This is a genomic window from Amycolatopsis sp. lyj-90 (assembly GCF_046549035.1).
Lineage (GTDB): Bacteria > Actinomycetota > Actinomycetes > Mycobacteriales > Pseudonocardiaceae > Amycolatopsis.
This window is the reverse complement of record NZ_JAJPWP010000003.1, coordinates 900,466-913,551: the sequence shown is the minus strand read 5'-3', so window position 1 is coordinate 913,551 and position 13,086 is coordinate 900,466. Positions and strand designations below refer to the sequence as shown.

General features: G+C 68.5%; 8 protein-coding genes and 1 tRNA gene. 8 read left to right on the top strand and 1 reads right to left on the bottom strand.

The features are described 5' to 3' along the window. Positions 1-2: 2 nt before the first annotated feature. A complete protein-coding gene (locus tag ACLJPX_RS15825; protein WP_410600714.1) occupies positions 3-1,127 on the bottom strand; it encodes an epoxide hydrolase family protein in 1,125 nt (374 codons plus the stop codon). Positions 1,128-1,172: 45 nt separating this feature from the next. Between ACLJPX_RS15825 and ACLJPX_RS15820 the strand changes: the two genes are divergently transcribed. The 8 genes from ACLJPX_RS15820 (at position 1,173) to ACLJPX_RS15785 (ending at position 13,086) form a co-directional block, all read left to right on the top strand. After that, on the top strand, positions 1,173-1,610 hold the full coding sequence (locus ACLJPX_RS15820; protein ID WP_410600713.1) for a MarR family winged helix-turn-helix transcriptional regulator: 438 nt from the start codon (positions 1,173-1,175) through the stop codon (positions 1,608-1,610). A 65-nt stretch (positions 1,611-1,675) separates the two neighbouring features. Then, a tRNA-Arg gene (locus ACLJPX_RS15815) sits at positions 1,676-1,748 on the top strand. 507 nt (positions 1,749-2,255) lie between these two features. Beyond that, a complete protein-coding gene (locus ACLJPX_RS15810) occupies positions 2,256-3,224 on the top strand; it encodes a ParB/RepB/Spo0J family partition protein (protein ID WP_410600712.1) in 969 nt (322 codons plus the stop codon). A gap of 335 nt (positions 3,225-3,559) precedes the next feature. Then, entirely contained in the window at positions 3,560-3,823 is a 264-nt protein-coding gene (locus tag ACLJPX_RS15805) for an acyl carrier protein (RefSeq protein ID WP_101610278.1), read from the top strand. A gap of 63 nt (positions 3,824-3,886) precedes the next feature. Next, positions 3,887-5,035, top strand: a complete 1,149-nt coding sequence (locus ACLJPX_RS15800) for an LLM class flavin-dependent oxidoreductase (protein WP_410600711.1) — start codon at positions 3,887-3,889, stop codon at positions 5,033-5,035. Then, a complete protein-coding gene (locus ACLJPX_RS15795; protein WP_410600710.1) occupies positions 5,032-6,261 on the top strand; it encodes a cytochrome P450 in 1,230 nt (409 codons plus the stop codon). Before ACLJPX_RS15800 ends, ACLJPX_RS15795 begins: the two co-directional genes overlap by 4 nt. Further along, on the top strand, positions 6,254-8,227 hold the full coding sequence (locus ACLJPX_RS15790; RefSeq protein ID WP_410600709.1) for an amino acid adenylation domain-containing protein: 1,974 nt from the start codon (positions 6,254-6,256) through the stop codon (positions 8,225-8,227). Before ACLJPX_RS15795 ends, ACLJPX_RS15790 begins: the two co-directional genes overlap by 8 nt. An 11-nt stretch (positions 8,228-8,238) precedes the next feature. Next, entirely contained in the window at positions 8,239-13,086 is a 4,848-nt protein-coding gene (locus tag ACLJPX_RS15785) for an amino acid adenylation domain-containing protein (RefSeq protein ID WP_410600708.1), read from the top strand.

Sequence of the window (13,086 nt, the reverse complement as noted above, 5' to 3'; positions counted from 1 at the left end):
CGCTACCGAAGCGATCGGAAGAACCCCCGCAACTGGCCGACGAAGGCCTCGGGCTGCTCGAACGCGGCGAAGTGGCCGCCCTTGGCCAACACCTCGTACCAGCGAAGATCGGTGTAGCGCAGCTCCGCCCAGCGCCGCGAGGGGCGGATGATCTCGCGGGGGAAGATCGAAATACCCGAAGGAACCTCAATCGCCGAGAGGTCCCGCTCCTTGCTCTCCCAGTAGATCCGCGCCGACGAAGCGGCCGTCCCGGTGAACCAGTAGACGGAGATCGCGTCGAGCATCTGCCGCCAGGACAGCGCGGTCTCCGGCGAACCGTCGTTGTCGGTCCACTCCCGGAACTTCTCGGCGATCCAGGCGGCCTGCGCCACCGGCGAGTCGGTGAGCCCGTAGCCGACCGTCTGCGGGCGCGTGGCCTGCTGCTGCGAGTACGCGGACTCGACCTTCTGGAACCGGATCAGGTCACCGATCGCGGCCTTCTCCTCGGCCGTCGGTTCGCCCAGCCTGGTCTCGTCGTACGGGACGCCCGCCATGTTGACGTGGACGGCGATCAACCGCTCCGGCGCGACCTTGGCGAGCATGTTCGTGACCCCGGCACCCCAGTCGCCACCCTGCGCGGCGTAGCGCTCGTAGCCGAGCTCACCCATCAGCTCGTCCCACGCCCGCGCGATGCGCTCGACGTTCCAGCCCGTCCCGGACGGCTTGTCACTCCAGCCGAACCCGGGCAGCGACGGCGCCACGACGTGGAACGCGTCCGCGGGATCGCCCCCGTGCGCGGCGGGGTCGGTCAGCGGGCCGAGCACGTCGAGGAACTCGACCACCGAGCCCGGCCAGCCGTGCGTGAGCACGAGCGGCGTCGCGTCCGGCTCCGGCGACCGGACGTGCAGGAAGTGGATACCGAGACCGTCCACGACGGTTTTGAAACCCGGGAAGGCGTTGACGCGGCCGGCCAGGCCGAAGTCGTAGTCCTCCGCCCAGTAGCGGCACAGCTCCCGCGCGAACTCCAGCGGGACACCCTGACTCCAGTCGTCCACAGTGGCCGGCTCGGGCCAGCGCGTGGCGCGCAGCCTGGTCCGCAGATCGACGATGGCGGATTCGGGGATCCCCACCTCGAACGGTTCGATCACGACAGCCTCCCAGTTCGTTGGTGACACCAACGCTACGCTGTCCCGATGAGCACCGTCCCCGCCCGGCTCCGCACCAAGGCCAGCTGGCTGGTCAACCAGGCCGCCACCGTGGCCCACCGGCTCGCCCTGGACGAGTTCGCCCGCAGCGGCGCCCGCCGCTACCACTACGGGATCCTCGCGGCCATCGACGAGAACGGCCCGTCGAGCCAAGCGACCCTGAGCCGCGCCACCGGAATCGACCGCAGCGACGTCGTCGCCGTCATCAACGAACTCGCCGGCGCGGACTACGTCGAACGCTCCCCCGACCCGGCCGACGGCAGGCGCAACCTGATCACCCTCACCGGCACGGGCACGAGGCGGCTCGGCCACCTGGAAGAGCTGGTCAGAGAGACTCAGGACGCCTTCCTCGCACCACTGGAACCCGCCGAACGGGAGCAGCTGACCCGGCTCCTGGCCCGCGTCGTGGACCACCACCACGGTTAACGACCACCGCGCGCGAGGCCCCCGGACCGGATGCGCTAAGCTTTCGGAGTCGCCCAGGCGGCAACGCCCTCGTAGCTCAGGGGATAGAGCACTGCCCTCCGGAGGCAGGTGTCGCAGGTTCGAATCCTGCCGAGGGCACACACAGTCGGTTCACCGATCGCCCGGTGCGAACCGGATCGGACACTCACCAAGCGTGCTATGAAAGGCCCGTTACTTGCAAATTTTGCAAGTAACGGGCCTTTCATAGCATCGGCGGCCTCACCAGAGAATAGGCGCATAAACGAACTTCCGGTTCGTCCGCGCAATACGAAAGCTTCACGCTCAGTGTCCCGGATGACTCTCAGGAATACTGAGCGTCCCGAATCAGCCCCCAGCCTGCGATCTCCTGTGTACGGCACATCTTCGATCCAGGCTGCCCGCAAGGCGCACTCCCGTCAAGCGACCCCCTTGGACAGCGTCGTCACCACCGCACAAAAGCCGACATGCCAGGTAAACCGGCAGCGGCCCGGTTGCGACTCACGGCCCTTGACAAGTTCACACACCGGCTCGAATGATGGAAAAGGTTTGACATGATCCAAGTGCTCTGGGGGCTAGAAGATGTTGAACTGGCACAAGGAAAAACAGGCAGACAGTCCACAGATCCCCGTGGCCAGGCGGGAAAGTGACTGGACAGCGGCCTCGGATCCAGCGCTCGGCGACGTCGTCGAAGTGCCGCTGGACGCGTTGTCGGCGGAAAGCTCACCACGGGCGGCGGGAGTGGATCTAGCCTACGCACGAATACTCGCGGAGACGGACAACCCGCTCCCCCCGATTCTCGTGCACCGGCCCACGATGCGGGTGATCGACGGAACGCATCGGTTGCAGGCGGCCAAGATCAAGAAGGCCACCGCGATCACCGTGCAGTTCTTCGACGGGGACGAGCAAGCCGCCTTCATCCTCGCCGTGAAGTCGAACATCGCACACGGATTGCCGCTTTCCCTCGCCGATCGCAAGACCGCCGCGTGCCGGATTCTCGGACTGCGCCCCCAGTGGTCCGACCGCGCCATCGCCGCTGTCACGGGCCTGTCCCACAAGACGGTCGGCCGGTTACGCCGTTCGACTGGGGAAGTTCCCCAGTCGAACGCCCACGTCGGCCGGGACGGCCGCGTCCGCGCGCTGGATCCGACGCAGGGCCGCCGTCGCGCGCACGAGCTGCTCGCGAGCAACCCGTCCGCCTCCATCCGGGAAATCGCGCGCAGCGCGGGGGTTTCCCTCGCGACGGCGCACGACGTGCGGCATCGGCACCGCCACACCGAAACGTCCTCCCCCGCGACGCCGCGGGAAGCGGGCCCGGCACGGCCCCCGGCCAGACCACGCTCCGCCGATCCCCACCCCCAGACCACCGCCGATCAAGCGGCGGTGGAGCGGCTCCGGTCGGATCCCACCATTCGCTACACCGAGGCCGGGCGCACCCTGGTGCGCTTGCTGGACGGCCATCTCAACGACCGGGACGAGTGGGATCAGGTCGCCAGGAACATACCCGAACACCGGCTCGAATTGATCTCCGAGCTCGCCAAGACCCGCGCCGAAGACTGGCGTCAATTCGCGGCACTGATTCAGAAACGCCAGCGCTGAAATAGCTTCATACAGTATTCGGAAACTCCTGGTGGGCGACATCGCGACGTCGCCCACCAGGAGTTTTTCTTGTCATATGGCACTTTCCGGCCATCCGCGCGAAAGTCGGCGAGACCGCGCGGTGTTGCAAACCGTGGCCTATTCGGGACACAATAGTGTCAACCCGCCCGCATGCACGGACGCCACGCTGGGGTGACTTTCGCTGCCGTGAATCACGGGGCAAGGGATCAACCGAAACCACCGGTTTACTTTTCGCCGTACTCACCCGCGGTAGAGCCGGAATTCCGAACTCGTCTACCCGCGCCCAGGAGGTGCGGATCAGCATAAGGGGACACATGAGCGCAGAAGAGGCACGGTCGGAACTACGTCAGCAGATCTTCTCCCTGCTGTCCGAAGTCGCGGGCGGTGTTCTGGAAAACCAGACCATCGAGGCGGACACCGAGTTCCCCGAGACGGGTATGAGCTCCATCGAATACCTGGCGCTCATCGAGAAGATCGAGACGAAGCTCGACGTGTTCATCGACCTCGAAGAAAACGAGGATCTGACCACGGTGGACAAGTTCTGCGACTACCTGCTGGAGCAGGTGCCCGCCGGCTGAGACACGACCGTCGCCCGCCGATCACGATCGCCCCCGGACAAAGAATCAAGAGGTTTTCGGATCATGAATTCCAAGGCGTTCGGCTGCTTCCTGCCGCCCTTTCACGACCCTTCGGTCAGCCCGCACGCGTCGCTGCACCGTGACATCGAACTGAGCGTATTGGCCGACGACCTGGGTTTCGACGAGATCTGGCTCGGCGAGCACCACTCCAGCGGCTGGAGCACGCTCAGCTCGCCGGAAATGCTGATGGCGGCACTGGCCAGGGAAACCCGCCGCATCCGCTTCGCCACCGGCGTGATCCCGCTGCCCTATCACCACCCCCTGCACGTCGCGGAACGGATCGCGCTGCTCGACCACCTCACCGCGGGCCGGGCGATCCTGGGCGTCGGGACCGGGACCTACGTGCACGACATGGAAATGATCGGGGTGGCCCCGGCCACGGTCCGCGATCATTTCCGGGCGGCGCTGGAGACGGTTCAGGCGCTCCTGAACGGCGAGACGGTCAACACCACGACACCGTGGTTCACCGTCAAGAAGGCCGTCCTGCAGCTCCAGCCGTTGAGGGGCCCCGGAGCCATCGAGACCGTCGTCGCGTCTTCGCTGAGCCCCGCCGGCATCGAGCTCCTGACGGACACCGCCACGACGCCGACCGTCCACGTGGCGCCGCCGTGGGGCTCTATCCGGCCCGGCATGGATCCGGATCCGGTCGGCGCGCTGATCGAGCGGATCGACTCCTACCGGAACAAGTCCGCGGGCGGGACCCGGATCCGGTGCAACGTCTTCGTGCACATCGCCGACTCCCCCGCCGAGGGCGTCGAGGAACTCCTGGAAGGGTTTTCCGCGCTGCGGCGCGGTCTGTACCGGAACACCCTCGGCATGCCGATCCCGGATTCCCCGGTGGCCCACCGCAAGACGCTGCAGAACCTCGTCGACACGGGCGGGTTCATCGTCGGCGACACCGCGACCTGCGTCAGCCGGATCCGCGATCTGCTGGACCGCGTCGGCGACCCGGTCTCGTTGAACTTCTTCGTTCCCCGGTGGGTCTCGCACAAGGCGACTCTCGAGCAGCTGACGGCTCTCGCGCACGAGGTCGTGCCCGCACTGGCGGGCGGATACGCCGGGACCACGGAGTCCATCAGGCTCACCTCGGAAGAGGCCGCGCGTCAGCTGAAGTCCCGGACCGAGCTGGTCGGTAACGGAGGCGACAAATGAGCACCACGAAGGTGAGTCTGGACTTCAGTTCGGACGAATTCCTCGCCGATCCGTGGCAAATCTACAAGGAGCTCCGGCGGTCGGAACCCGTTCACTGGTCGTCGGCCTTCAACGCCTTCCTGATCACGCGGTTCGACGACGTCCAGGAGTTGCTGTCGGACCGGCAGGTCGGCAGCGGGTTCCCGATGCGCAGCAGCCGCCGGTTGTTCGGCCGGACACTGCTGGACACCGACGGGCCGCGTCACCGCGATCTGCGCAAGCTGTTCATGCCGCTGTTCGCCGGCGGTTCGGTGAAACGGCTGCGCACCGAGATCCTCGTTCCCGCGGTGGACCAGGTCCTCGACTCGATCGAGGCCGAAATGGGCTCCCGGGACGAGGTCGACGTCGAATTCATGGAGCGGGTCGCGGTCGGGGTGCCCTACGCGATGGTCACCCGGCTGTTCGGCCTGCCGCCGGAGGACGCGGCCTGGCTGCGCCCCCGGGTCCTTCCGCTGGCGGGCGCGATCGAGTTCCCGGCGACCTCGCTGGACTCGGCGCTCACGGCCAAGGCGGAGCTGATCGAGTACCTGAAGGACAAGATCGCCGCTCGCGAGGACGGCGCCCGGATGCCGTTCCTCGACCTGGTCTTCCCGCCGGGTGAACCGGTCGACGAGTCCATGCTGGGCACGGCGACGCTGTTCCTGCTGGCCGGGACCGAGACGAGCGTCGCCACCATCGGCAAGATCATGTACGCCGTCCTGGCGCACGACGTCGAGCTTTCGGCGCTGGCGGATCAGGACTACCGGACCCAGGTGGTGCGCGAGACGCTGCGGTGGGAGCCGCCGAGTCACACCATCCTCCGGTACGCGACCACCGACCTGACGCTGCACGGGGTGGACATTCCGCGCCGGTCCGCGCTCCTGCTCTCCCTGGGCAGCGCCAGCCGCGACGAGAACACCTTCGAGGATCCCGACACCTGGCGCCCGGAACGCACCGACCAGCGGCTGCTGGCGTTCTCGGCCGGTCCGCACACCTGCCTGGGCATCCAGCTGGCCCTGGCGGAGTTCGACACGCTGTTCGAGCGGTTGTCGCTCCGGTTCGGCGGCGTCCGGCTCGGCGGCTCGCTCGATGGCATCCGGAAGGGTTTCTGGCGGCTCCGCGAGCGGGGCCACATCTTCCGGCGGCCCGACCACCTCCATGTCCGGTTGGAGCGCCTGAACGCGGGGAGCAGCAAGGCCGATGCCTGAGGCGCGCCCCGTTCCCTACGAGCTGACGGCCGGGCTCGCGGCCGGATCCGCCGCGGACGACCGCGCGGCACTGGTGGTGGCCGCGTTCGCGGTCACCCTGTGCCGGTGGACGGCCGCGAGCGAGGCCGCGATCTCGGTCGCCGGGAAGGTGATCCGGCTCCGGATCGACGACGACGCGCTCGTCGGTGACTTCCTGCGCTCGGTCCGGACGGCCGGAGACGGCGGAGCCGGCTCCGCGGACCTCGAAATCGTGTCCGCGGACGCCGATCTGCGGTCCGGGGAGATCCGCTTCGTCACCGAGGTTCCGGACGCCGCGCACGGCTTCGCGGCCGACGTCGCCACCGCGGTGACCGAGCTGGCCTCGCTCGACGGCCGTCTCCAGGACGTGCGCTGCATCGCGCCGGAACGCCGCCGGATCCTCGACGCACTGGCCGGTGCCGAAAGCCCGCCGTCCGGTATCGAATCCCTGTTCCTGGACCAGGTCCGGCTCCGGCCGCGGGAGATCGCGGTCCGGGACGCGAACGTCGAACTGACCTACGAACAGCTCGCGCTCGCCGCCGGGCGGTACGCCGAGGTCCTGGGGGACGCGGGGGTCCGGGCCGGTGACACGGTGCTCATCGCGGCCCGGCGGTCGGCGGGCGAGATCGTGGCGTTGCTCGCGATCATCCGTCTCGGCGCCGCGTACGCGGGATTCGACGACGACGCGCCGGACGCCCGGTTGGCGAGGATCGTCGGCAAGCTGGCACCCGCGGTCGCGGTGGTCGACCCGGCCACGGCCGATCATCCCGTCCTGCGCGGGCTCGTCCGCGTCGATTCCTGGGTTCCCGGGCAGCACCCGGATCACGGGTCACCGGGCCGGGCATCCGGCTCCGAAGACCCGGGCCGCACGGCGTACATCGCGTTCACGTCCGGCTCCACCGGCGAACCGAAGGGCGTCGTCGTCCCGCATCGCGCGGTCGCGCGGCTCGCGCGGACGCCGGAACTCCGAACGCGCCCCGGTGACCGTGTGCTGCGCATGGCGCCGCTGGCCTTCGACGCGTCGACGTACGAGATCTGGGTGACCTTGCTCAACGGCGCGACGCTGGAGGTCTTCCCCGGGAGGCTTCCGGCGGTCCGGAAGCTCGAAAAGTTCTTCGCCGAGCGGGAAGTCTCGGTCGCCTGGCTGACCGCCAGCCTGTTCCGGCTGGTGGTCAAGTCCCGGCCGCAGGCACTCGCCGGGCTCCGCTGGCTCTTGAGCGGGGGCGAGGTCGTCCCGCACGACGCCGTGACACAGCTGCTCGAGTCGTATCCCGGGCTGGTGATCACGAACGGCTACGGCCCCACCGAGAACACCACGTTCACGACCACGCACACCGTGCGGTCCGGCGCGGAGGTCACCGGGCCGCTTCCCATCGGCAGGCCGATCGCCGGCACCAAGGTCTTCGTCCTCGACCGGAACGCCCGTCTCGTCCCGCCCGGCGGGATCGGCGAACTGTACGCGGCCGGAGCGGGAATGGCCGACGGCTATCTCGGCGACGAGACCGAAACGGGAAAGCGGTTCGGCCACTTCTCGCCGGACACCGGTGAACGCCTGTACCGCACGGGGGATCTGGTCCGGCTCGATCCGGACGGCAACGTGCTCTTCCTCGGCCGCGCGGACAAGCAGATCAAACTCGACGGGCATCGCATCGAAACCGAGGAGATCGGCACCATCCTCGCCGGTCACCCCGGGATCCGCGACGCCGTGATCGTCGTCTCGCGGCAACCGAACCAAAGTCTCCAGCTCGTGGCGGCCATCGTCGTGCACCCCGGTGCCGAGGCGGATCCGCGATCGTTGCGCGAGTTCCTGTCGCGTCAGCTGCCGAGCTACGCGTTACCCGCCCGCTGGGTCCAGGTCGACGAGATTCCCTTGACCCGCAACGGGAAAGTCGACGAAAAGATGCTGATCGAAGCCGCGGCCCCGCCGGTACCCGCGAGCGTCGGATGAAGGAGAAGTCGATGAGGTTGTCGCTCGGGCAGGAGCGTCTGTGGCTGGTGCAGCAGCTCGATCGGACCAGCGCCGCGTACAACATCCCGATCGTCCTGCGGTTCCACGACGGCGTCGATTTCGAGGCACTCGACCGGGCGCTCGGCGCGCTCGTCGAACGGCATCCGGTGCTCCGCTGGAAGTTCGTCGTGGACGGAACGGGGACGCCCGCCGCGGTCTCCGTACCGGACTTCCGCATCCCGGTGACGCGGCGGACCGCCGGTCCCGGTGAGAACGCCTGGCAGCAGCACACCGCCGAGCTGGTCAGCGAACCGTTCGATCTCGCGGCGGCACCGCCCGTGCGCGCGATGGTCGTCGAGTGCGCCGACGGATCGGCCGTGCTGTGCGTGGTGAACCACCACATGATCACCGACGGCCGGTCCATCCAGATCGTGACCGAGGATCTCGTCACGCTCTACCGTTCGGAAACCCCCGCGCCGCTCGACGTGACCTACGAAGAGTTCGTCGCGGCGCAGCGTTCCGGCCGCGACAACGAATCCGCGGCGGAACACCTCGACTACTGGCGCCGGGAACTCGCCGGTTTCGAACCGCTGCGACTGCCGACGGACCGGCCGCGAACGGGCAATCCCGGCTTCGCGGGCGACCACGTCGATTTCGAACTGCCCGCCGAGCTCACGAAGACCTTCAGTGCCTTCGCCCTGCGGAACCGGTGTGCGCTCTCCAGCGCCGTGGCCGCGGTGTTCCAAGCCCTGCTGTCCCTCCATTCAGGACAGCAGGACGTCACGATCGGAACGGTGCTGGCGGGCCGCGACGACCGCCGGTTCGCCGACGTCCTCGGTTTCTTCGTGAACACCGTGGTGCTGCGCGCCCACCTCACCCCGTCGATGTCGTTCCGTGAACTGCTCAAGGTGACGCGCACCAAGATGGTCGAGGCGTACGCCCATCAGCAGGCGCCGTTCGACCAGGTCGTCGCCGAGGTCCGGCCCGAACGCGACGCTGGCCGCAACGCGATCTTCGACGTCGTGGTCGTGCACAACGGGGAGCTCCCCACACCCGGCGAGGGCGAGATCTCCCCCGTGCCGTGGGCGGGCGTGGCGACCCGGTTCGACCTGGAACTGGTCACCCACGTGCAGGACGGCAAACTGCACGGCTCACTGGTGTTCCGCACCAGTCTTTTCGACCGCTCCACCGCCACGCGGATCGTCGGCAGGCTCGTCCGGCTCGTCGAACACGCGATGCGGAATCCCGACGAGCCGATCTTCGAGGCCCTGCAGGGGCAGCTCGACTACTGGCGGGACGAACTCGCCGACGTGCCCGAGGCGCTGGAACTGCCGACGGATCGCACGCGGCCGCCGGTGGCGTCCTACCGCGGCGACTCGGTCTCCTTCGACGTGGATTCCGTTGTCGCCGAACAGCTTCGCGAGCTGAGTGGCCGCCACGACGCCACCCTGTTCATGACGCTGCTGGCGACCTTCAAGGTCGTGCTGTCCCGCTACGCACGCACCAATGACGTGACGGTCGGCGTGCCCGCGTCCGGCGAGACCGGCCTCGGGTACGACGCCAAGACGCTGGTGCTGCGCACCGATCTTTCCGGCGACCCCACGTTCCCGGAGCTGCTCGGGCGCGTCCGGGAGACCACGCTCGGCGCCTACGCGAACCCGGACATTCCCTTCGAACGCCTCGTCGAGGAGCTGGCGCCCCGGCGGGACTTCAGCCGCAATCCCCTCACGCAGGTCGCGCTCCGGCTGGTGGACGTGCCGTTGCCGGAGGTCTCGCCCGCCGGCACGGAAGCGGATCCGTTCGACCTCGAACTCCAGGTGACGGACCGGAACGGTGTGCTGGAAGCGCGGGTCGACTACAACGCCCGCCTGTTCGACCGGGTCACGATCGAGCGGTTCATCGGGCACTTCCGGCAGCTGCTCGCGTCCGTCGGGGAAGGGCTGGAGCGGCCGCTGTCCGCCCTGCCGATGATGGACGACGCCGAACTCCGGCGGCTGGCGGAGGACTGGAACGACACCACCACGACGTTGCCGGATCCGGCGACGGTGCCCGCGGTGTTCTCCGCCCAGGTCCGCCGTCGTCCTGACGCGACAGCCCTCGTCTGTGGCGAAGACTCGCTGACCTACGCCGAACTCGACGTCCGGTCCAACCGGCTCGCGCACCGGTTGCGCGCCTCGGGCGCCGGGCCGGGAACCCTCGTCGGGGTGTGCCTGCCGCGTTCCATCGGGCAGATCAGCGCGTTGCTCGCGGTGCTCAAAACCGGTGCCGCGTACCTGCCGATCGATCCGGAGTACCCCGAGGAACGCCGGCGGCTCCTGCTCACCGACGGTGGGGCCGAGCTGGTGATCACCACCGATCTGACCGGCGATCCCACCCTGGAGGACGAATCACCGGCCGCGATCGAGTCCGGTGTGGAGCCCCGGGACCTGGCGTACGTCATCTACACCTCCGGCTCGACCGGACGTCCCAAGGGCGTCGAAATCGAGCACCGGGCGATCATCCGGCTCGTCACCGGGCTCCCGGAAGGCATCCTCGGCCAGGACGAAGTGGTGCTGCACGCGTCGGCGATCTCGTTCGACGCGGCGACCTTCGAGATCTGGGGCGCCCTCCTCACCGGCGCCACCTGCGTGATCGCAGGCGAGCGGGTGCTCACCGCCCGGCCGCTCGCCGAAGCGATCACCCGGCACCGGATCAGCACGGCCTGGCTGACCTCGTCGTTGTTCAACCACATCGTCGACGAGGACACCTCGGCGCTGACCGGACTCCGGCAGCTGCTCGTCGGCGGCGAAGCGCTGTCCGTCACCCACGTCCGCCGCGCCGTCGCCGCGCTGCCGGGCACACGGTTCTTCAACGGCTACGGGCCCACCGAATGCACCACGTTCACCACGTGTCACCCGATCCCGGCCCCGGTTCCCGCCGAGCTCACCGGCATCCCCATCGGCCGCCCGCTCGGCAACACCCGCGTGTACGTCCTCGACGAGCAGGGCAGGCTCGTTCCGACGGGGGTGCCGGGGGAACTCCACGTGGCGGGACCCGGCGTCGCACGAGGCTATCGAGGACAACCGGAACTCAACGAGGAACAGTTCGTCCCCAATCGCCACGACACCACCAGCGAGCGGCTGTACCGGACCGGGGACATCGTCCGCCACAACGCCGACGGTGACATCGAGTACCTCGGGCGCGTCGACGATCAGGTCAAGATCCGCGGCTTCCGCATCGAACCCCGGGAGATCGAAGCGGCTCTTCTGTCCAATGAGGACATCTCACAGGCCGCCGTCGTCGCGCGCGAAGACACGTCCGGGCAGAAGAGGCTCGTCGCGTATCTCAAGGTCTCGGGCGTTCTCGACGACAACGCACTGCGCACCCGGCTGCGCACTGTGCTGCCGGAGTACATGGTGCCCGCGGCGTTCGTGTCCTTGCCCGAGCTCCCGTTGACCCTCAACGGAAAGCTCGACGCGAAGGCACTCCCGGAACCCGACGACGGCTCTCGATCGGACACGGCCACGCCGTTCGCCCCGCCACGGAACCCGACCGAGGAGACCCTGGCGGCGATCTGGGCCCAGGTCCTCGATCGCGAAGCCGTCGGCAGGGACGAGAGCTTCTTCGACGTCGGCGGGCACTCCCTGAAGGCCGCGCAACTCGCCGTCAAGATCGGGGAGACGCTCCAGATCGACCTGCCGTTGCGGACGTTGTTCGAGCGGCCCACGATCGCGAAACTGGCCGAAGGGATCACCGGAGAGGGGCTGACGACCGGCGCCCGCTCGTTCGATCCGCTGCCGATCCTGCGCGGCATCCTCCCCGACCCGCTGCCGCCCCGCGCGCCCGGCGAGGTTTCGGACATCCTGCTGACCGGGGCCACCGGCTTCGTCGGGGCCTACCTGGTCCGCGAGTTGCTGAAACGGGACGGCGTGCGCGTCCACTGCCTCGTCCGGGCCGCGGACGAGAACGCGGGAAGGCGACGGCTGCGCGAAAATCTCGACCGCTACGGCCTGTCGCACGAGGTCGACCACGAACGGATCAAAGTCGTCCCCGGTGATCTCGCGGCGCCCGGGCTCGGGCTCACCGACGCGACCTTCGAGCGGCTCGCGGGCGAAATCGACCTGATCTGCCACAACGGCGCCTGGGTCGACGCGCTCTCCAGCTACGAACAGCTCGAAGGAGCCAACGTCGGCGGCACCCGCGAGCTGATCCGGCTGGCGGCCACCACGCGGCTCAAGCAGGTGCAGTTCGTGTCGACCATTTCCGCCGGCGCCGAAACCGGCGCCCGCAGCGGGTACGCGGAGACCAAGTCGCACGCCGAACAGCTGATCACCGCCGCGTACGAACGCGGGATCCCGGCGGCGACCTACCGGCTGCCCCGGATCGTCGGGGATTCGCGGACCGGGCAGGGAAACTCCCGGGACATCATGCTGCGGGTGCTGCGGGTCATCCTCGAACTCGGTACCGCGCCGGACACCGAGCTGGAGGAACCCTGGATCGCGGTGGACGAGACGGCCGGGCAGCTCGCCCGGCTCGGCGCGGAGCGATCGCGGGACGGCAGCCGATTCGTGCTCGACAGCCGCCGTCCGATGCGTCTCACGCACCTGCTGGATCTCTTGCGCGGCGACGGCACGGCGATCGGCACCCTGCCGTTGTCCGATTGGCTCGCCAAGCTCGAAGCGCATTCCTCGGAGGAACACGCCATTCTGAGGCTGATCTTCGAGTCCTCTTTCGACTCCACAAAGGACAGTCGCCCGAACGACGAGTTCACCCCGATCGTCGTACCGAACCCCGACGACGGCGCGCTGCTTCGTTACGTCGACAGGATGCTCGTCCGGCCCCGTCCCACCGTCGACCACGAAGGGCTGTTGCAAAAATGA

Excerpts from the sequence above, each read along its gene's own strand:
- ACLJPX_RS15820 (WP_410600713.1), top strand. The coding sequence starts at position 1,173 with ATGAGCACCGTCCCCGCCCGGCTCCGCACCAAGGCCAGCTGGCTGGTC.
- ACLJPX_RS15805 (WP_101610278.1), top strand. The coding sequence starts at position 3,560 with ATGAGCGCAGAAGAGGCACGGTCGGAACTACGTCAGCAGATCTTCTCC.
- ACLJPX_RS15800 (WP_410600711.1), top strand. The coding sequence starts at position 3,887 with ATGAATTCCAAGGCGTTCGGCTGCTTCCTGCCGCCCTTTCACGACCCT.
- ACLJPX_RS15795 (WP_410600710.1), top strand. The coding sequence starts at position 5,032 with ATGAGCACCACGAAGGTGAGTCTGGACTTCAGTTCGGACGAATTCCTC.
- ACLJPX_RS15790 (WP_410600709.1), top strand. The coding sequence starts at position 6,254 with ATGCCTGAGGCGCGCCCCGTTCCCTACGAGCTGACGGCCGGGCTCGCG.
- ACLJPX_RS15785 (WP_410600708.1), top strand. The coding sequence starts at position 8,239 with ATGAGGTTGTCGCTCGGGCAGGAGCGTCTGTGGCTGGTGCAGCAGCTC.